The 18,289-nt window shown below is 66.6% G+C and carries 17 protein-coding genes; 11 read left to right on the top strand and 6 right to left on the bottom strand.

The window, feature by feature from the left end; genetic code table 11:
• Nucleotides 1-17 precede the first annotated feature (17 nt).
• Nucleotides 18-2,474 (bottom strand): L,D-transpeptidase scaffold domain-containing protein, encoded by a 2,457-nt coding sequence (locus V3328_RS20160; protein ID WP_340331520.1) that lies wholly within the window; start codon nt 2,472-2,474, stop codon nt 18-20.
• Nucleotides 2,475-2,548: 74 nt separating this feature from the next.
• Nucleotides 2,549-4,051, bottom strand: coding sequence for a sigma-54-dependent transcriptional regulator (locus tag V3328_RS20155; protein ID WP_340331519.1), 1,503 nt, complete (start codon nt 4,049-4,051; stop codon nt 2,549-2,551).
• A gap of 302 nt (nt 4,052-4,353) precedes the next feature.
• Here V3328_RS20155 and V3328_RS20150 point away from each other — a divergent pair, with 302 nt between their 5' ends.
• Genes V3328_RS20150 through V3328_RS20135 form a run of 4 tightly spaced genes read left to right on the top strand, consistent with a single transcriptional unit; the run spans nt 4,354 to nt 8,517 of the window.
• Nucleotides 4,354-6,201 (top strand): M3 family oligoendopeptidase, encoded by a 1,848-nt coding sequence (locus V3328_RS20150; RefSeq protein WP_340331518.1) that lies wholly within the window; start codon nt 4,354-4,356, stop codon nt 6,199-6,201.
• A gap of 30 nt (nt 6,202-6,231) precedes the next feature.
• On the top strand, nt 6,232-6,408 hold the full coding sequence (locus tag V3328_RS20145; RefSeq protein ID WP_340331517.1) for a hypothetical protein: 177 nt from the start codon (nt 6,232-6,234) through the stop codon (nt 6,406-6,408).
• Nucleotides 6,409-6,420: 12 nt separating this feature from the next.
• Nucleotides 6,421-7,791 carry an ABC1 kinase family protein gene (locus V3328_RS20140; protein ID WP_340331516.1) on the top strand — a complete coding sequence of 457 codons (1,371 nt, stop codon included), beginning with the start codon at nt 6,421-6,423 and terminating at the stop codon, nt 7,789-7,791.
• 15 nt (nt 7,792-7,806) lie between these two features.
• The gene (locus tag V3328_RS20135) at nt 7,807-8,517 is read left to right on the top strand and encodes a class I SAM-dependent methyltransferase (RefSeq protein WP_340331515.1); all 711 of its coding nucleotides are present in this window, start codon (nt 7,807-7,809) and stop codon (nt 8,515-8,517) included.
• Nucleotides 8,518-8,550: 33 nt separating this feature from the next.
• Here V3328_RS20135 and V3328_RS20130 read toward each other — a convergent pair whose 3' ends face one another.
• Complete coding sequence (locus tag V3328_RS20130) at nt 8,551-8,928, bottom strand: hypothetical protein (protein WP_340331514.1); 378 nt, start codon at nt 8,926-8,928, stop codon at nt 8,551-8,553.
• Between the two features lie 717 nt (nt 8,929-9,645).
• Here V3328_RS20130 and V3328_RS20125 point away from each other — a divergent pair.
• From V3328_RS20125 to V3328_RS20100, 6 genes are all read left to right on the top strand, one after another.
• A complete protein-coding gene (locus V3328_RS20125; RefSeq protein ID WP_340331513.1) occupies nt 9,646-10,701 on the top strand; it encodes an AAA family ATPase in 1,056 nt (351 codons plus the stop codon).
• Nucleotides 10,701-11,393: a DUF3226 domain-containing protein gene (locus V3328_RS20120; protein WP_340331512.1), complete on the top strand. Its 693-nt coding sequence runs from the start codon at nt 10,701-10,703 to the stop codon at nt 11,391-11,393. The genes V3328_RS20125 and V3328_RS20120 overlap by 1 nt, the downstream gene beginning before the upstream one ends.
• A gap of 168 nt (nt 11,394-11,561) precedes the next feature.
• Nucleotides 11,562-11,831: an aa3-type cytochrome c oxidase subunit IV gene (locus V3328_RS20115; RefSeq protein ID WP_340331511.1), complete on the top strand. Its 270-nt coding sequence runs from the start codon at nt 11,562-11,564 to the stop codon at nt 11,829-11,831.
• 244 nt (nt 11,832-12,075) lie between these two features.
• Nucleotides 12,076-13,284, top strand: coding sequence for a Re/Si-specific NAD(P)(+) transhydrogenase subunit alpha (locus V3328_RS20110; RefSeq protein WP_340331510.1), 1,209 nt, complete (start codon nt 12,076-12,078; stop codon nt 13,282-13,284).
• A 3-nt stretch (nt 13,285-13,287) separates the two neighbouring features.
• On the top strand, nt 13,288-13,764 hold the full coding sequence (locus V3328_RS20105; RefSeq protein ID WP_340331509.1) for an NAD(P) transhydrogenase subunit alpha part 2: 477 nt from the start codon (nt 13,288-13,290) through the stop codon (nt 13,762-13,764).
• A 10-nt stretch (nt 13,765-13,774) separates the two neighbouring features.
• Nucleotides 13,775-15,172, top strand: a complete 1,398-nt coding sequence (locus tag V3328_RS20100; RefSeq protein WP_340331508.1) for an NAD(P)(+) transhydrogenase (Re/Si-specific) subunit beta — start codon at nt 13,775-13,777, stop codon at nt 15,170-15,172.
• A 60-nt stretch (nt 15,173-15,232) separates the two neighbouring features.
• Here the strand turns inward: V3328_RS20100 and V3328_RS20095 are convergent, their stop codons facing one another.
• A complete protein-coding gene (locus tag V3328_RS20095) occupies nt 15,233-15,838 on the bottom strand; it encodes a TetR/AcrR family transcriptional regulator (protein ID WP_340331507.1) in 606 nt (201 codons plus the stop codon).
• A gap of 183 nt (nt 15,839-16,021) precedes the next feature.
• Between V3328_RS20095 and V3328_RS20090 the strand changes: the two genes are divergently transcribed.
• Nucleotides 16,022-16,819, top strand: a complete 798-nt coding sequence (locus V3328_RS20090) for an alpha/beta fold hydrolase (RefSeq protein WP_340331506.1) — start codon at nt 16,022-16,024, stop codon at nt 16,817-16,819.
• Between the two features lie 216 nt (nt 16,820-17,035).
• On the opposite strand, the gene msrB is transcribed toward V3328_RS20090, so the two are convergent.
• Nucleotides 17,036-17,620 (bottom strand): peptide-methionine (R)-S-oxide reductase MsrB, encoded by a 585-nt coding sequence (gene msrB, locus V3328_RS20085; RefSeq protein ID WP_340331505.1) that lies wholly within the window; start codon nt 17,618-17,620, stop codon nt 17,036-17,038.
• Between the two features lie 271 nt (nt 17,621-17,891).
• On the bottom strand, nt 17,892-18,289 hold a 398-nt coding region (locus tag V3328_RS20080), incomplete at its 5' end, for an IS5 family transposase (RefSeq protein ID WP_340331504.1).

Genomic DNA, 18,289 nt, shown 5'->3' with positions numbered 1-18,289 from the left:
GATAACGCGATGCGGCGTCAACTTCCAAGCCCCATCGCCGATTTCATTCGTGTGTCGTAATCGTAGATGTCCGGGCGCTTCTGGGTCTGGCCGGCGGAATCCACCCAGACGGTGAAGTATGTCAGGTGCACCGGCACGTGGCGCTTCATGGGCAGTTCGCCGTTGGCGCCGCCGCCGATCAGGTTCTTGATACGCTGGCCGTTGAGGTGATCCTCGCGCGACAGCAGGGCGTCCGCGAACCCCACCGGATTGTCGACGCGGACGCAGCCGTGGCTGAAGGCGCGCACCGATTTCGCAAACAGGTTCCGGGACGGCGTGTCGTGCAGGTAGACCGCATGCTTGTTGGGAAACATGAACTTCACCCGGCCGAGCGCATTGGCGTTGCCCGGCGGCTGCCGGAACCGGAACGGCAGATTGTCCTCGTTGAAGCGGCTCCAGTCGACGGAATAGGGATTGACCAGGTACTCCTGACCGCCGGTCGTGTAGAGCACCTGCAGCCCCTGGCGTTCGAGGAAGCCGGGATCCTGCCGGATATGCGGCAGCATCTCCTTGACCGCGATCGAGCGCGGGACGTTCCAGAACGGATTGACGTCGACATACTCGATCTCGTCGCTGAAGACCGGGGTCTGGTTCTCGGGCTTGCCGACGATGACGCGCGTCTCGAACATGGGCGCGCCGCCGCTCATCACGCGCAGCCAGTACTCCGGAATGTTGACCCACACATGGAGGTCGCCCATCTCGCGCGGCACCCAGCGCCAGCGCTCCATGTTGACCAGCACGTCGGCGATGGTGATCTCCGCGCCGCCGTTCAGCGCGGCGCGGGTCTGCGGGCCGATCACCCCGTCGACCTCTAGGCTTGCCTTCTCCTGGAAGGCCTCGACCGCCTCGACCGTCGCGTCGTCGTAAAGGTGCGCGTCGATTCCCTCGACCGGCGGCAGTTCCAGGCGGGCGCGCAGCAAGGGAATGCGCTCGTCCGTCATCCCGGGCTTCAGCGACGGTCCGTCGCCGATCTGCGGCGGCACGTCCTCGGGGGTGCGTTCGCGCAGCCGGGCCAGCAGGTCCTGCAGCGCCTTGAACTGCGGCTGGGGCGGATTGAAGCCTTCCAGGTAGGCGACCCGGTCGGAGGCCCCGGCAAGGCCTTTCAGGACATCGGCCGTTTCCGGCCGCACCGGCCGGGCGGTCATCAGGTCGCCCAGCGCGGCGGGATCGAACGTTCCGGTCTGGGCATCCTGGGCGAAGCGCACCGCGGCAACGGTCAGTCCGATTTCGGCGGCCGCGAGATCGACTGCCGTCGACTGCCCGTCGAGGCCGATATCGAGCTCCGGCGTCGGATAGCGGGCCGGGTCGAGGCCGTAGGCCTCCGCCGACCTGAGACGATGGACGACCGCACGCGCCTGGCCGTCGAGCCGTCCGCCGGAGACCCACAGCGGCGAGAACTGCCGGCCGGCATAGAACTTCGTCAGCGCAGCGGAGTTGGACTTGCCGATGGCGGCGCCGTCCGAAATCGCTTCCTCCAGCGCGGCGGCGATGTCCTCATCGGCCGGAGAGGGGGAGACCTCTGCGGTCTCGACGGCCGTCTCGGCCGCGGGTTCCTCGATGGCCTCCTCGACAGTCGCCACGGGCGCTTCGGCGGCCGGCGGGGAATCGGTGTTGTCGGCCATGCCGGTGGAGGCCGGCTCCCGGGGCTCGGCGACAGGGGCGTCGGGCTCCGCGACAGGAGCGGCCTCCGCGGTCTCGGACGACGGGTTCGAGAGTTCCGGTTCGGCCGGGAGATCCGGTTCGGCGACCTCCGTCGACATCGCCGGAGGCGGCGGCGCCTCTTCGACGACGTCCTCGATGGTTTCGGCCAGTTCCTCCGCATCGGGAGCAGGGGGTGCCTCCTCGGCAACATCGGTTTCGGAGCGAGTGTCGCCGGCCGCGGCATCGGAAGCCTCGGGCGATACGTCTTCGGGCTCCGCCTGCGCCGCCTGAGCGGCCTCGTCCGCAGGTGCGGACGCAGTGCCGGCCTGCGTCTCCTGTTCGGGGGCGGCGAGGGCGTCCTCGACGATCTCCGTCAGGGCTGTGGTGCCAGGGGCGCTTGATAGGTCCTCGGCGACCGCCGTTTCCGCGCCGGGTGCCTCGGTCTCCGTAGCCGCGGTTTCCGGCCCAGATGTCTCCGGCCCTGATGTCTCCGGCGCCGGCAGGGGCATCGTGACGACGGTGTCGCGGGTTACGGTCGCTGCGGCCGCACGAGGCGCAGGCGACTGAACAACGATGATGCCGCCGGTGCCGGCCGGCGCTCCCTGTACGGCCGGCCGCCGGGGTGGGGCAGGCATCGATTCGACGGGGGCCGCACCATCGCTCGAGGGCGAACCGACATATGTCGGCATGCCACCCTGGACGGTGACGGGCATGGCCAGCCCGGCGGATGCAGACAGGCCGAATGCGACCAGGCCGGTGGTCGACGCGAGGGTGATTCGAAGCGATCTGATCATGTTCCCGAGGCTACCGTCATTCGCGAATCGGCACCACCGGTTCGCCGATCAATTTCTCTTGCCGGACCGCACGTCTATTCCGCGGCGGCGAGTTGGAGTTCCTTCATCCGCCTGTAGAGCGTCGATCGGCCAATTTTAAGGCGCCGGGCGACCTCGCTCATGCGGCCGCGGTAGTGTTCGAGTGCAAATCGGATGAGGTCGGCCTCGACCTCCTCGAGCGGCCGCACGTCGCCATTTTCCGACAGGACGGGAATGGCGTCGGGCAATCGCGCCGGCATCGGCTCGAAGAGGGAAACCGACGCGGAGCCGGGGGCGGCAACGCGCCCGGTCGCCTCCTGCGCGCGTCGCAGCCGGCGCGGCTCGGCGGGACGCAGTGGGGAAACCGCGAGTCCCGACTGTGCCGTGATCTGCGGAAAGTGATCGACATCGAGGTCGCCGGACCCGCACTGCAGGACGGCCCGGAACATCGCCCTTTCGAACTCGCGCACATTTCCGGGCCAGTCGTATGCCGACAGCAGGGCCATCGCCGCCGGGGTCACGCCGTCGATGCTCGCATTCTCCTCGCCGCTGAACCGCAACAGGAAGTAGTCCACCAGCAAAGGAATGTCGTCCGTCCGCTCGCGCAGCGGCGGGACGGGCACGGGAAAGACATTCAGCCGGTAATAGAGGTCCTCGCGAAACCGGCCTTGCCGCACGAGGTCGATCATCGAACGGCTCGTCGCCGAAATGAGTCGTATCCCGGCGCCTGCGGGCCGCCGCGATCCCGCCACTTCGAGGTCGCCGGCCTGCAGCGTCCGGAGCAGCGCCAGCTGGGCCTGCGGCGACAGCGCACCGACATCATCGAGGAAGAGTGTTCCGCCCTGGGCGTCGTGGATACTGCCCGGATTGCCTGCGGCTGCACCGGCGGGGGAACTTCCCGCGTCTCCAAACAGCGTCGGTTCGACCAGGCTTTCGGGGATCGCGCCGCAGTTCACCGGCACGAACGGCCCGGCGGAGCGGGCGCTGGAGCCGTGGATCGCCCGGGCCACCAGTTCCTTGCCGGCGCCCGGTTCGCCCTCGATGACGATCGGGATGTTCGAACCTGCCGCCCGCTCGCCGAGCGCGACGACGCGCTGCATCGCGGCGGAACGGGCAACGATGTCCGGCAAGCCGAAGCTGCCGGGAGGCCGCCGGCCGATGCGGTAGATCTCGCTTTCAAGCGCATTGACCTTCAGCGCGTTGCGGATCGCAGCTTCGAACTGCCCGGCACTGGCCGGCTTGACGACCAAATCCGTCCCCCCGGCGCGCAGCGCCGCGTGCGCGCTGTCCTGTTCCGTTTGCACGATCACCGGCCTCAAGGCAGCCGCCGCGCCGATCGCGCCGATCGTGTCCATGCTGCCGGGACCCGCCGCGCCGGGGTCGACAATGACGGCCGCGATTCCCTCGCCGTCCGGTCCTGCCAGGACGGCGAGCGCTTCATCGGCGGTTCCCGCCGCGACGATCGCGAATCCGAGGGCCGCTGCCACGGGTTCCAGAATGCGACACAGATCACGGCGCTGCACTGGATCGTCGTCGACGATCAGTATCCGTTCGGCCATTGCCCCTCCCCGCGGACGCCGCGGCGAACGGGCCGGCGGCGTCGGTCAAATCGAACGGGCAATTTGCGCAGGTTTGGTAAAGGCCGCCTTAATTCGAACGAAAGCAGAACGGGCCGATGCGGTGGCCTTGTGTGCCGCGTCGCGCGGTTGCCCGCAGGCGGAGGCCGTGGACTCACCTTGAAGGGCGGCATTGCAAATCCAATATCCCCGGTCACTAATGGCGGTCGCCATCCGAGGGCCGGCCGACGTCCCGTAGCGGGCCGGCGTGACTGATTTCCCCAGACTGACGGAGCATACCGAGCATGCAGGTTCCCACCGTTTCGAAATCTGCCGCGACGGCCGGCGCCGGCACCGCAGCGAAGCCCGATCTCGGCGACCTGCCGGTGTGGGACCTGCGCGACCTCTATCCCTCCAAGGACTCGCCGGAGGTACGCGCCGACCTCGAACGGATGAAAGCAGATTCCGAAGCCTTCGAGACGAAGTGGAAGGGCACGCTCGCGGGTCTTCTGGACGCGGAAGGCGGCGCGGCAAAGCTGGCCGAGGCGATTTCGGAGTATGAGGCGCTGAGCGACCTGATCGGGCGGCTGGTGTCGTTCGCAGGCCTCGAACACGCGCTCGACGTCAGCGATCCCAAGCGCGCCAAGTTCTTCGGCGACGTCCGCGAGAAGGTGACCAACGCCGGCGTGCACCTGCTGTTCTTTCCGCTCGAACTGAACCGTGTCGACGATGCCAGGATCGAGGCGGCGATGGAGGCCGAACCGGCGCTCGGGCCCTACCGGCCCTGGATCGAGGACGAGCGCAAGGAGCGGCCGTACCAGCTCGACGACCGCCTGGAACAGCTCTTCCACGAGAAATCGATCACCGGGCGCGGCGCCTGGAACCGGCTGTTCGACGAGACGATGGCGGCGCTGCGGTTCGATGTGGACGGCGAGGAACTGACTCTGGAGCCGACCCTGAACCTGCTGCAGGACGCCGACGAGGCGGTGCGCAGGAAGGGGGCGCAGGCGCTGGTCGAGACGTTCCAGGACCACCTGCCGACATTCTCGCTGATCACCAACACGCTGTCGAAGGACAAGGAGATCTCCGACCGCTGGCGCGGCTTCGAGGACGTCGCCGACGCGCGCCACCTGGCCAACCGGGTCGAGCGCGAGGTGGTCGATGCGCTGGTGGAAAGCGTCCGCGGCGCCTATCCGCAGCTGTCGCACCGCTATTACGCCTTGAAGGCGAAGTGGTTCGGCAAGGAGCAGCTGGAGTTCTGGGACCGCAACGCGCCGCTGCCGAAGATCCGCCAAAAGACCTACGCCTGGCCGGAGGCGCGCGACACCGTGCTGTCGGCCTACTCGGCCTTCTCGCCGGAAATGGCGCGGATCGCCGAGCCCTTCTTCGACAAGGGCTGGATCGATGCGCCGGTCAGGCCCGGCAAGGCGCCTGGCGCCTTCTCCCACCCGACCGTGCCGAGCGCGCACCCCTACGTGCTGCTCAACTATCTCGGCCGGCCGCGCGACGTCATGACGCTCGCCCACGAGCTCGGCCACGGCGTCCACCAGGTGCTCGCCGCGCCGCAGGGCCCACTGATGGCGCCGACGCCGCTGACGCTGGCGGAGACCGCGAGCGTGTTCGGCGAGATGCTGACCTTCAAGACGCTGCTGGCCAAGACCACCGAGCCGCAGGCGCGCAAGGCGCTGCTGGCCTCCAAGGTCGAGGACATGATCAACACGGTGGTCCGCCAGATCGCCTTCTACGTCTTCGAGCGGCGGGTCCATACCGCCCGGCGCGAGGGCGAGCTGACGCTGGAGGACATCAATGCGATCTGGATGGAGGTGCAGGCCGAAAGCCTCGGCCCGGCGGTGCGCCTCGGCGAGGGCTACCAGTCGTTCTGGTGCTACGTGCCGCACTTCATCCACTCGCCGTTCTACGTCTACGCCTACGCCTTCGGCGACTGCCTGGTGAACTCGCTCTACGCGATCTACGAGAAGGCGGCGGACGGGTTCGCCGAGAAGTATTTCGACATGCTCAGGGCCGGCGGCACCAAGCACCATTCCGAGCTGCTGGCGCCGTTCGGGCTCGATGCCCGCGACCCCGAGTTCTGGCGCATGGGCCTGACCGTGATCGAGCGGCTGATCGACGAGATCGAGGCGATGGAAGCCTGAGTGCCGACCACCGAGGAGAGGATGTAGCCGATGCCGATTATCCTGATACTGCTGCTGGCGCTGATCATCGCCCAGGTCGGCTTCTGGAACACGCTGGGCGGGATCCTGGGAGCGATCGCGATGATCGTGATCCTGGTGGTGCTGGCCGTCGCCGCGCTGGCGGTGATCGGCGCGCTGATCGCACGCCGGGCGCGGCGGCAGTTCTAGCCGGGAGATCCGATGAGCGAGCGCGACGAGGAACGCAACCGCTTCCACAAGCGCGCCCGCCGCTATGCCCGGGTTGGCACCAACGTCGGCTCGGTCGCCGCCCGGGCTGCCGGCCGCAGGCTGTTGCGCCGCGACGGTGACCGGGAGAAGGGCGCGCTGGAACTGGCCGCGGCGCTCGGCGGCCTGAAGGGGCCGATCATGAAGGTGGCGCAACTGCTGGCCACCATCCCCGAGGCGCTGCCGGCCGAATACGCGATGGAACTCGCGAAGCTGCAGTCGAACGCCCCGCCGATGGGCCGGGTGTTCGTCAAGCGCCGCATGGCGGCCGAGCTCGGCCCGGACTGGCAGGCCCGGTTCCGCTCGTTCGACCGCGAGGCGGCGGCCTCCGCCTCGCTCGGCCAGGTGCACCGGGCGGTCTCGCTCGACGGCGCCGAACTGGCCTGCAAGCTGCAGTATCCCGACATGCAGTCGGCGGTGGAGGCCGACCTCTCCCAGCTCGACGTGCTGTTTGCGATCCACCGGCGCATGGACCCGGCGATCGACACCTCGGAGATGGGCGCGGAGATCGCCGCTCGCGTCCGCGAGGAGCTCGACTACGTCCGCGAGGCCGCCCACATGCGGCTCTACGGCGAGATCCTGCGCGAGCAGCCCGACATCCGGGTGCCGGCGGTGTTCGAGGACCTGTCGACCCGGCGGCTGCTGACCATGAGCTGGCTCGAGGGCCGGCCGATCCTGACCCACAAAGACGCCCCCCAGGAGGTCCGCAACCGGCTGGCCACCGCGATGTTCCGCGCCTGGTGGTATCCCTTCTCGCGCTACGGGGTGATCCACGGCGATCCGCATCTCGGCAACTACACGGTCTACGAGGACGATGAGGGCGAGCCGGCGGGCATCAACCTGCTCGACTACGGCTGCATCCGCGTCTTCCCGCCGAAGTTCGTCGGCGGCGTCATCGACCTCTACAACGGGCTGCGCACCGACGACGAGGCGCTGATCGTGCACGCCTACGAGACCTGGGGCTTCAGGGGGCTGACCAGGGAGCTGATCGACATCCTGAACATCTGGGCGCGCTTCATCTACGGGCCGCTGATCGAGGACAAGGTGCGCGCCATCGCCGACGGCGTGGCGGCGGCCGAGTACGGGCGCCAGCAGGCCTTCATGGTGCACAAGGCGCTGAAGGAGAAGGGCCCGGTGAGGGTGCCGCGCGAGTTCGTGTTCATGGACCGCGCCGCGATCGGGCTCGGCGCGGTGTTCATCCACCTGCGCGCCGAACTGAACTTCCACCGGCTGTTCAACGAGACAATAGCCGAATTCGACCTCGACCGTCTCGGCGACCGCCAGGCCGACGCGCTGTCGCGCGCCGGCGTCGGCGAGCGGGCCTGATCCGAGATGACCGACATGACCGCCACCGATCCGAACGACCGCGAGTTCCTGCCCTTCGACACCGTGCTCGCCCGCGCGCTCGGCGACCTGGCGGGCCTTGCCGTTGCCGACATCGGCTGCGGCTCGGGCGCGGTGACCCGCCGGCTCGCCCGGCTCGGGGCCGAGGTCACCGGCGTCGAACCGAACGCGGCGCAGGTCGCGGTTGCCGAGGAGAAGGGCGCCGAAGAAAAGGGCAGTCGTCCGCGCTACGTGGTGGCGCCGGCGGAGGCGACCGGGCTCGAGCCTGAGTCCTTCGACCTGGCGCTGTTCTCGCGCAGCCTGCACCACGCGGGAGACATGGCAGCCGCGCTCGCCGAGGCGCGCCGCATCGTGCGGCCGGGCGGGCGCATCGCGGTGCTGGAGCCGGAGGCGGCGGGGCCGTTTCATCCGGTGATGGCCTTCGTCGACGACGAGGCCCCGGTCTATGCGCAGGCGCAGGCCGCGCTCGACGCGGCGGTCGCCGCCGGCGACCTTACGCGCGCGGCCTCGCTGCGCTTTGCGACGAAATGCCGGGCGCGCGACGCCGAGGCGATGCTGGCCGACCTGATCACCGTCGACAACGGCCGCAGCCTGGCCGATGCCGACCGGCCGGCCTTCGAGGCGGCCTTCGCCGCAGCGCTGGTGCCCGACGACAAGGGCGGCCACATCCCCGACTTCTCGCGCATCGACGTGTTCACCCGCACCTGAGCCCACACCCGCAGTTGCCGTTTCCGGCCGCCGTCACCAAAAATCGTCCTGCGGCCCCTCGTGGAGCGTGCGGTAGAGCTCGCCGATCTCGTCGTCGTACCAGCAGCCGTGCCGGTCGAGGCAGGGGGCGTTCTCGACCGTGCAGCGCCCGGCGCGACGGCAGGCGCCGATCCGGCAGACCGGCGGCAGCCTGTAGAAGGTCTCCGCCATGTAGCGGCGGTCGGGATCCTTGCGCGCCAGCTTCCGCACCACCTCCGGGATGCGGAGGGGCTTGCTCCGGGCGCCCCTGCGTCCGGCCCCGGCCGTCTCCGCGGGCGCCGGGTCGGGAGCGGCCCGCGCGAGCCGGGCCTGCAGGCGGCGGGAGAACTCGAGGAGGACGTATTCGGGCCGGGGGCGTCTGGCTCTGACCATCGGGCAGGCTCCTGCGTTGCCAGCCGCGGATTCGGCCGGATCGGGGCGTTTCGGGTTGTGCGGGTCCGGGATCAAGGCCCCGGAATGCCTCTCGTATGCCCCCGATGACGGTCCAGGCGACTGCCTGGGGGCGCGGGCGCTCGAAGGAGAGCCTCACGGGTAGTTCTAGTGGTGGCGCTCTTCCGAGCGCCCGCCGCGGCGGTTAAGGCCAATCCGGATCGCGCTCCGGCGGGGCCGAACGGCTCGCGCCCGCGGGGCTGACACGCGGCGGACGGCACGACGTGCGCCGCTCTCGCGTGGTCCACGCCCGGGGTCCGCGCCTGGATCGCCGGGGGTGCGCTGCCAGGAGGCTGGGCCTCCTGCGCCACAATTCCCTGGCGAACCCACGGTCGTGGGCCCGCGTCGTGGGTGCCCCCGGGCGGCCGGACGGGATCCCGCCTTAAGGCCCGATGGGGCGGCCCGCCTTAGTACGGACGGGCGATCCGGGAACCTCCCCGAGCCCTGCGCCGACCGCGCAGCGACTGGAGGCGCCGCTCCTTTCCCGCGTGGGCCGACGTCGGTACCGGTCACGCCCCCCGAACGGGTAAGGATGCAGCAAGGCTGCCACAGGGGGAGGGGAATGTCAAGGAATTTATTCCTAGATTGGGTTACCTAAATTACTTGGCGGGATTCTCACGATAAGGTATGACTTTTCTAGCCAGAACTTGGGAGCAATCTATGCTGCGTTCCATAATTATTAACAATTTCCGGTGCTACAGACATCTATCAATTTCGCATTGCAGCCGATTCAATTTGATTGTTGGAGATAATGCGGCTGGGAAGACAGCATTGTTGGAAGCGCTATTTTTGACTCTTAGTGGTAATGTAGAAATTAGTATTAGACTAAGGGCTCATCGCGGGTACGATGCCACGTTAGGTGGCTCATTTAAAGTCATAGAAGAAGCTCTTTGGAGAGATTATTTTTTTCAGAATGATTGGGACCGGCCGGTAAATATAAAATTAGAAGGCTTAGGTACGGAAAATAGAAGCTTAAACATACATAGAGGTGAAGAGAGTGTATTTATATCAACATCTGGCAATAGTGATTTTAAAGATGAAGCGGCGCAATCTCCTATAGTTTTTTCTTGGACGGATTCTTTCGGCAAAACAACTGATGTTCAGCCAAAAATTACGCAGAAAGGTGTTGAGATAACTAGCAGTGTTGAGTCTCGAGTGGATGCCCATTTATTTCCGGCTAATCAGTCTATATCAGCAACCGAAACCGCCAGCAAATTTTCTCATTTGAGCAGAGAGGGTGAGGAGGGGCCATTCGTAGAGATATTTGCTAAGGAGTTTCCGATAATAAGCGGTCTAAGTGTCGAGGTTTTGGGCGGTCTTCCTGTTGTTCATGCTACGATGGCTGGATCGAAGAGGAAGCGGCCTATTAATTCAATTTCAGGCGGTATTAACCGGTCTCTTGCAATAATGCTGACATTGGCCACGCAGCGTCAATCAATAGTTTTAGTCGATGAAGTCGAAAACGGAATTTATCACAGTCATAAGGTGCCCGTTTGGCGTGCTATGGCGGATCTCGCTCGGGAAAACGATTCACAGATGTTTATAACAACGCATGATGAGGAGTGGCTGAAGGCAATTGTATCCTCGGGTGATGATATTCTTGACGACGTTTCTATTTGGAGGCTTGAGCAAGACACTGGAGGAAATCGTGTATTGAAGCAGTTCTCCGGAGAGGCGCTGAAAGCGAATCTGGGCTTCGGTGGAGATATTCGGTGATGGCACGGTGGCCGGAGCGAAATGTAATCGAAAAAGGTAAGCTGATATTGTGTGAAGGAAACGCAGACGAAGCGTTTCTTAGAGCTATAATAAGAAAAAGAAACCTTGGGGACGTTTCAATAAGAAATACTAGTGATCCGGACCAAACAAAGGTGGGTGGTATAAGCAGGTTTGGAGACTTGTTTCTCGCGATCACTACATTTAGGGGGTTCGAAAATGTAACCGATATATTAGTTGTTTGTGACAGCGACGATGATCCAGAAGGCAATTTTAATAGTATTTGCGAACAAATAAGTCGTGCAAATACCAAAACTATGCCGCCAGATATTTTTGGAATTCCAGAGGGATATTTGTATCCCACGCAAACGGCTCCATCTGTCAAAATTATGTCTATACCGTGGATAGACGTTCGTGGAAATCTCGAATGCATTTGCTGTGAATCAGCGATGGAAAGAAGCGAGCATTCTGAGGCCATGATGAATTTTGCTGCCGCAACCGGAGCGCTCCACTGGGACTCTGCCAACTCAGTGGGCAAGTTTAAGATGCGAGCCTTGCTGGCGGCCTCGAATCGACAGGACCCCTCAATAGGTATAGGAAAATTGTGGAGCAACAATGATGACGATCAGTTCGTTCCCCTCGGTCATTCTTCGTTTGACAAGGTAGCAGATGAGTTGATGGCTTTCTTGTCCTGAATGCGCTTGGTCCAGTGGAGGGCACCATCAGACCATATTGCCCCCCAACCGCGCTCTGCTATAAGTCCGCCCGACACACGCTGGCGTGCACGGATGCCTTGGGGTCTCCGCGCGGAGCCATGGACGCGTATCACCGATGCCGCGTATCACCGATACAGGGGGAGCCTGATGGCCGAACACTCGCATCCGCCGATGGACTACGACGCCCACCAGAGGACCTACGCGGGCTTCATACAGCTCACCGTCCTCACCGTCGCCTTCTGCATCGCCGTCGTCATCATGCTGGCGATCGGCAATGCCGGGGCGTGGGGGCTGGCCGGGCTCGGCGTGTTCCTGGCGGTGATCGGCACCGCCGTCGGCGTCATGATGAAGGGCTCGCCCTGGCCGATCGCGATCGGCACGCTGGTGGTGCTCGCCCTGTTCGTGCTGTTCGGCTAGCACCTCCCGCCTCGCCTGGGCGGCGCCGGGAACGGCCTGCCGCCCGGCATGACCGGTTCCGTTCCGGTTAACCGGTTCCAGCGATAGACGTCCCGATCGACCGCGCCGGGTCTGGCCAGCCGGCGGGGTTTTCCTGAAGATGGGCCGTGTGGGCGCGCTGCCGCCGCCCTATAGCGCCTGATACCGGCCCGACACCTGGTCGGGCAAATGGCCGACCATGGGGCCGAACAAGGGGATACGGTCAATGAAGATCGCCGTTGCGAGCGAGACCGACAAGACCGAGCCGCGCGTCGCGGCGACGCCGGAGACGGTGAAGAAGTTCGTCGGGCTCGGCGCTCAGGTTGCCGTGCAGGCCGGCGCGGGCGAGGCCTCGCGGATCCGCGATTCCGACTATGCCGACGCCGGCGCGACCGTCGCCAAGACCGCCGACGCGACGCTCAAGGACGCCGACGTGGTGCTCCGGGTGCGCCGTCCTTCGGCGGCGGACGCCAAGAAGATGAAGGCCGGCGCCGTGGTGGTGGCGGTGATGGACCCCTACGGCAACGAGGCGGCGCTCAAAGGCCTGGCCGACGCGGGCGTCACGGCGTTCGCCATGGAACTGATGCCGCGCATTACCCGGGCCCAGTCGATGGACGTGCTGTCGAGCCAGGCGAACCTCGCCGGCTACCGCGCCGTCATCGATGCGGCCGCCGAATACGACCGCGCCATGCCGATGATGATGACGGCGGCCGGCACGGTGACCGCGGCGCGGGTGTTCGTGATGGGCGCCGGCGTCGCCGGCCTGCAGGCGATCGCCACCGCCCGCCGGCTCGGCGCCGTGGTGACGGCGACGGACGTTCGTCCGGCGGCAAAGGAGCAGGTCGCCTCGCTGGGGGCGAAGTTCATCGCGGTCGAGGACGACGAGTTCAAGGCCGCCGAGACCGCCGGCGGCTACGCCAAGGAGATGTCGAAGGAGTACCAGGCCAAGCAGGCCGAACTGGTCGCCGACCACATCGCCAAGCAGGACATCGTCATCACCACCGCGCTGATCCCGGGCCGCCCGGCGCCGAAGCTGGTGACCAGGAAGATGGTCGAATCGATGAAGCCCGGCTCGATCGTGGTGGATCTCGCGGTGGAGCGCGGCGGCAACGTCGAGGGCTCGAAGGCCGGCGAGGTGGTGGTCCACAAGGACGTGAAGATCATCGGCCACGACAACGTGCCCGGCCGCGTCGCCGCCTCGGCCTCGGGGCTCTACGCGCGCAACCTCTACGCCTTCGTCGAGACGCTGATCGACAAGGACAAGAAGGCGCTGGCGATCGACTGGGACGACCAGCTGGTCGCCGCCACCGTGCTGACCCGCGAGGGCAAGGTGGTGCATCCGAACTTCGGCGGCGCGGCCCCGGCCGCAGAGACGGCCGCCGAGACACCTGCCGAGACACCGTCGCCCGCAGCATCCTCCGGCAAGGGAGCCTGAGCCATGGCCAGCATGACACCCGACCAGGCGGTCGACAAAGCCAACCGGCTCGCCGATATCGCCCGGCAGGCTGCCGAGGCGGCGGCCGAGCACGCCCGCGAGGTTGCCGGCCAGGTTGGCGACATGGCCGGCGAGGCGATGGGGATGGGCGCCCACGCGGCGACCGGCGGGGCGATCGACCCGTTCGTGTTCCAGCTGTCGATCTTCGTGATGGCGGTGTTCGTCGGCTACTACGTGGTGTGGTCGGTGACGCCGGCGCTGCACACGCCGCTGATGTCGGTGACCAACGCGATCTCCTCGGTGATCGTCGTCGGCGCGCTGCTGGCGGTCGGGGTCGACGCGACCGGGGTGCTCGGCGACGGTCCCGTCTGGGCGCGCGGCTTCGGCTTCGTGGCGCTGGTGCTGGCCTCGGTGAACATCTTCGGCGGGTTCCTCGTCACCCAGCGCATGCTGGCCATGTACAAGAAGAAGCAGAAGTGAGGGCTGGATCATGAGCGCCGACGTCACAGCCCTTCTCTACCTCGTTTCCGCCGTCCTGTTCGTCCTGGCGCTGCGCGGCCTGTCGAGCCCGGTGACCTCGCGCCAGGGCAACTTCTTCGGCATGGCCGGCATGACCATCGCCGTGCTGACGACGCTGGCGCTGGCCGCGCCGTCGTCGGCCACCGCCTGGATCCTGATCATCGCCGGCATCGGCATCGGCGGCGCGATCGGCGCCACCATCGCCCGGCGCATCCCGATGACGGCGATGCCGCAGCTGGTCGCGGGCTTCCACTCGCTGGTCGGCCTGGCCGCCGTCATGGTGGCGGCCGCGGCGCTCTACGCGCCGGCCGCCTTCGGCATCGGCGCGCCGGGGGCGATCCACGGCGCGAGCCTCGTCGAAATGTCGATCGGCGTCGTCATCGGGGCGATCACCTTCACCGGCTCGATCATCGCCTTCCTGAAGCTCGACGGGCGGATGAGCGGCAAGCCGATCATGCTGCCGGCCCGGCACCTGATCAACATCGCCATCGCCGCGCTGATCGTGATCCTGGTGATCGCCTTCGTGACGAGCGAGAGCCACGGGCTGTTCTGGACGATCACGCTCTTGTCGCTGCTGATCGGCGTGCTGATCATCATCCCGATCGGCGGCGCCGACATGCCCGTCGTCATCTCGATGCTGAACTCCTACTCGGGGTGGGCTGCCGCCGGCATCGGCTTCACGCTCGGCAACACCGCGCTGATCATCACCGGCGCGCTGGTCGGCGCCTCGGGCGCGATCCTGTCCTACATCATGTGCAAGGGCATGAACCGCTCGTTCATCTCCGTCATCCTCGGCGGCTTCGGCGGCGAGACGGCGGGACCTGCCGGCGGCGACGGCGAGCAGAAGCCGGTCAAGCTCGGCTCGGCCGAGGACGCAGCCTTCCTGATGAAGAACTCCGGCAAGGTGATCATCGTGCCGGGCTACGGCATGGCGGTTGCCCAGGCCCAGCATGCCCTCCGGGAGATGGCCGACGTGCTGAAGGAGAACGGCGTCGAGGTGAAGTATGCGATCCACCCGGTCGCCGGCCGCATGCCGGGCCACATGAACGTACTGCTGGCCGAGGCCAACGTGCCCTACGACGAGGTGTTCGAGCTGGAGGACATCAACTCGGAGTTCGCCCAGTCCGACGTCGCCTTCGTGATCGGCGCCAACGACGTCACCAACCCGGCCGCCGAGGACGATCCGTCCTCGCCGATCTACGGCATGCCGGTGCTGCAGGTCTGGAAGGCCGGCACCGTGATGTTCGTCAAGCGCTCGCTGGCGTCCGGCTACGCCGGCATCGACAACCCGCTGTTCTACAACGACAACACGATGATGCTGCTGGGCGACGCCAAGAAGATGGCCGAGGAGATCGTCAAGGGGATGTGACCGCCCGGCGGGGCGGGGGCGCATCCGGGCCCGCGTGTCCCTGCACCGCGGGCCTGTCGTTCACGGTCTCAGCGCCCGCCTTGTGGCGCGTTCGGCCTCCTCGATGATCGCCTCGACCCGCGGCGGCGGCGGGGTGGAGATCAGCTGCAGCGCGATGCCGCGCAGGAGGCCGAGGAGCGAGACGGCCAGCGCCTCGGGGTCGGCATCCGCGCGCACCGAGCCGTCGCGAATGCCGTCGCGGACCTTGTCGGCGAGCAGGCGCCGGAAGCGGGCGTCCTGTTCCGCGTAGAGCGGCGCCAGGACGGGATCGGCGGCGATCGCCTCTCCCCACATCTGCAGGAACGCGCGGGCGGCAGGTCGTTTGTCGGTGATGTTCTTCAGGTAGGCGCGAACCGTCTTCGCCAGCCAGTCTCCGGCATGTTCCGCCGACGCCGGAAGCTCGAAGGTCTGCGCATCGCGCATCACCGCCCGGAGCAGGTTCTCCCGATTGCCGAAATGATGGGTGACGATGCCCCGGCTGTAGCCGGCGGCTTCGCCGACCGCCGCCAGGGTGAGTGCGCGCGACCCGCGTTCCGCGATCAGCGCCGTCGCGGCGGCTATCACCTTGCGTTCGGTCCGCTCGCGACGCTGTTGCTGCGTGGGGCGAACTGCAGGGTGTTCGGGCATCGGGACTGTTCGATTTCGGATCGACGACGCCAGTGGCGCCGCGATGCTTGCGCTCGTCCCGTCGATACCACGGGCCCCCCAGCGCGGGCAAGCAGCCGGGAGGGAGGATCTGCCGGGACACTTGCGGTTGTATCGGGATATGATACTTGTGTGTAAGGTAACAAGTATCGCGGAGATGGTTTCATGTCGCGCACGCCACTCGTCCTCGTCCATGGCAATCCGGAGTCGGCAGTCATCTGGGGGCCGCTCATCGGCGAACTCGACCGGGCCGACGCGTTCGCGCTGTCCCCGCCCGGCTTCGGCGTGCCCGCGCCTCGCGGTTTCGAACCGTCGATGACGGCCTACCGGGACTGGCTGGCGGCGCAGCTGGAGCTGTTCGGCGCGCCGGTCGACCTGGTCGGGCATGACTGGGGCGGAATCCACGTCGCGGTGCTGGCGATGAGCCGTCCGGACCTGATCCGCAGCTGGGCCTCCGACGCACTCGGCGTGTTCGCGCCCGACTACGCCTGGCATGCGCGGGCCCAGCGGTGGCAGCAGGAAGGTGCGGGCGAGGCTTCGGTGCGGGAGATATGGGGAGGCGACCTGGAACAGCGGCTCTCCGTCGCGTCCTCGCTGGGGATGACCGGGCGCATGGCGGAGCGGGTCGCGGCCGGGATGGACCCGGAGATGGGCGGCGCCGTCCTCAAGCTGTTGCGGTCGGCACGCCAGCCGGCGATGGCCGAGGCGGGACGGCTCCTGCCGGGTGCCGCCGAGCGCCCGGGTCTCGCCCTCATCGCGCTCGACGATTTCGGACGCGCCAGCGGGACGGTGGAGCAGCATGAGTGGGCAGCGCAGCGATCTGGCGCGAAAGTGGCCCGTCTGGCCGGCGTCGGCCACTGGTGGCCGGAGGAGACGCCCGCGCCGGTTGCCGCGGCCCTGACGACCTTCTGGGCGGAGCTGCCGGATCCCGCAGAGGTCCCCGCGGCCGATTACCGGGGGTGACGTCCGGGGGACGGCGGTCTGGCGTCACCTGACCGCGACGACGCGGCCGGGGCCTTCGGCAGCTTCCGGCCGACCCATATCCGGTGGCAATGCCGGCCGGATGGCTGCCAGTGGCGTAGCGGTCCACACCAACGGGCTACCGTATCGAGCGGCTTCCGCTCCGGGACCGGGAGTTGAGGGACACGTTTCGGACGACAAGGGCGGACAACCGCCCTTTCAATCGGGTTGCGGAGATCCGGCAGCTTGCGAGGCGATTGTCGACGTCGGCTCCGCCTCGCCGACAGCGCGACCACGACGCAACACTTCGCCTTCCGGCGCGCCGCGGTCGAGCTTGTCGGGCAGCGGCTCGCCATCGGGCGTGAACGCCAGGCTCACCGAATTGATGCAGTAGCGCTCGCCGGTTGGCGGCGGGCCGTCGGGAAAGACGTGACCCTGGTGCGCGCCGCAACGGGCGCAGACGATCTCGGTTCGGGTCATCCCGTAGCTGGTGTCCTGGATATACTTGAGATGACCGTCGGCGAACGGTTGCGTGAAGCTCGGCCAGCCGGTGCCGCTTTCGAACTTGGCACCGCCGTGGAAGAGCGGTAACCCGCAGAGTCGGCAGGTGTAGACGCCGGGGCGCTTCTCGGTGAGGAACACGCCACAGAACGGCGATTCAGTGCCGTGTTCGAGCAGCACGCGGCGTTCCTCCTCGTCGAGGTCGGCAGCCAGCCGGACGAACTCCTCCTCGGTCGGCGGAGCCAAGTCGAAGTGATGCGTATTAGTCTGCTTCATCGCCGGGTCCTTCGCTGCTGCGCTCATTTGGCGAATTCAGTGAGCACCTTGCCCTTTCTACCACGTATGTGGCCAGTTCGCTTTCCCGCGTGTCGCCGACGTTGCGTGCGGAATGGAACGCGCCGGCCGGGACGAACAGCACCTCGCCAGCCTCCAGCACGACCGGCGGCTGACCCTCGACCGCGCGGCCGTCATCCTGGGGTGACGTCCGGGGGGACGGCCGACCGGCTTCTCTAAATTGTGCGGTCGGAACGCTGATTTTCGCCGGGCGCCGAGCCCGCAGGTCAGCCTGGTCCCGCTAGGACGTAGACTCATAAGATTTGATCCACATTCGGATTGAAGCGAGTTTGACGATGGCGAGGTAGTTCTCGTCATGTTTCTCATAGCGCGTGGCGATGGCACGGTAGTGCTTCAGTCGGCAGAAGAAGCGCTCGACCACATTGCGGAAGCGGTAGAGCCATCGGCTGAAGGGTGGCTTTCGACGCCGGTAGGAGACCGGCTTGGCACAGAGCCAGCCACCCTGTGCCGTCATCTGCTGGCGCAGCGCATCGCTGTCATAGGCGGCATCGGCCAGAAGCGCCTGGCCCCGGCCGATCCCGTCCAGCATGTCGGCTGCGCAGCGCCCGTCATGGGCCTGGCCGGCGGAGAGTTTCAGCTTCACCGGCAGGCCATCGGCATCGACGAGCGCATGGATCT

It is taken from the genome of Microbaculum marinum, from assembly GCF_037855135.1.
Taxonomy (GTDB): domain Bacteria; phylum Pseudomonadota; class Alphaproteobacteria; order Rhizobiales; family Tepidamorphaceae; genus Microbaculum; species Microbaculum marinum.
This window is presented reverse-complemented; position numbering and strand designations above follow the sequence as displayed.

What these genes read in the sequence shown, in the direction of transcription:
- msrB (WP_340331505.1), bottom strand. Translation starts at nt 17,620, where the DNA reads ATGAGCGCAGCAGCGAAGGACCCGGCGATGAAGCAGACTAATACGCAT.
- V3328_RS20150 (WP_340331518.1), top strand. Translation starts at nt 4,354, where the DNA reads ATGCAGGTTCCCACCGTTTCGAAATCTGCCGCGACGGCCGGCGCCGGC.
- V3328_RS20145 (WP_340331517.1), top strand. Translation starts at nt 6,232, where the DNA reads ATGCCGATTATCCTGATACTGCTGCTGGCGCTGATCATCGCCCAGGTC.
- V3328_RS20110 (WP_340331510.1), top strand. Translation starts at nt 12,076, where the DNA reads ATGAAGATCGCCGTTGCGAGCGAGACCGACAAGACCGAGCCGCGCGTC.
- V3328_RS20090 (WP_340331506.1), top strand. Translation starts at nt 16,022, where the DNA reads ATGTCGCGCACGCCACTCGTCCTCGTCCATGGCAATCCGGAGTCGGCA.
- V3328_RS20125 (WP_340331513.1), top strand. Translation starts at nt 9,646, where the DNA reads ATGCTGCGTTCCATAATTATTAACAATTTCCGGTGCTACAGACATCTA.
- V3328_RS20095 (WP_340331507.1), bottom strand. Translation starts at nt 15,838, where the DNA reads ATGCCCGAACACCCTGCAGTTCGCCCCACGCAGCAACAGCGTCGCGAG.
- V3328_RS20135 (WP_340331515.1), top strand. Translation starts at nt 7,807, where the DNA reads ATGACCGCCACCGATCCGAACGACCGCGAGTTCCTGCCCTTCGACACC.
- V3328_RS20120 (WP_340331512.1), top strand. Translation starts at nt 10,701, where the DNA reads ATGGCACGGTGGCCGGAGCGAAATGTAATCGAAAAAGGTAAGCTGATA.
- V3328_RS20160 (WP_340331520.1), bottom strand. Translation starts at nt 2,474, where the DNA reads ATGATCAGATCGCTTCGAATCACCCTCGCGTCGACCACCGGCCTGGTC.
- V3328_RS20100 (WP_340331508.1), top strand. Translation starts at nt 13,775, where the DNA reads ATGAGCGCCGACGTCACAGCCCTTCTCTACCTCGTTTCCGCCGTCCTG.
- V3328_RS20155 (WP_340331519.1), bottom strand. Translation starts at nt 4,051, where the DNA reads ATGGCCGAACGGATACTGATCGTCGACGACGATCCAGTGCAGCGCCGT.
- V3328_RS20130 (WP_340331514.1), bottom strand. Translation starts at nt 8,928, where the DNA reads ATGGTCAGAGCCAGACGCCCCCGGCCCGAATACGTCCTCCTCGAGTTC.
- V3328_RS20140 (WP_340331516.1), top strand. Translation starts at nt 6,421, where the DNA reads ATGAGCGAGCGCGACGAGGAACGCAACCGCTTCCACAAGCGCGCCCGC.
- V3328_RS20115 (WP_340331511.1), top strand. Translation starts at nt 11,562, where the DNA reads ATGGCCGAACACTCGCATCCGCCGATGGACTACGACGCCCACCAGAGG.
- V3328_RS20105 (WP_340331509.1), top strand. Translation starts at nt 13,288, where the DNA reads ATGGCCAGCATGACACCCGACCAGGCGGTCGACAAAGCCAACCGGCTC.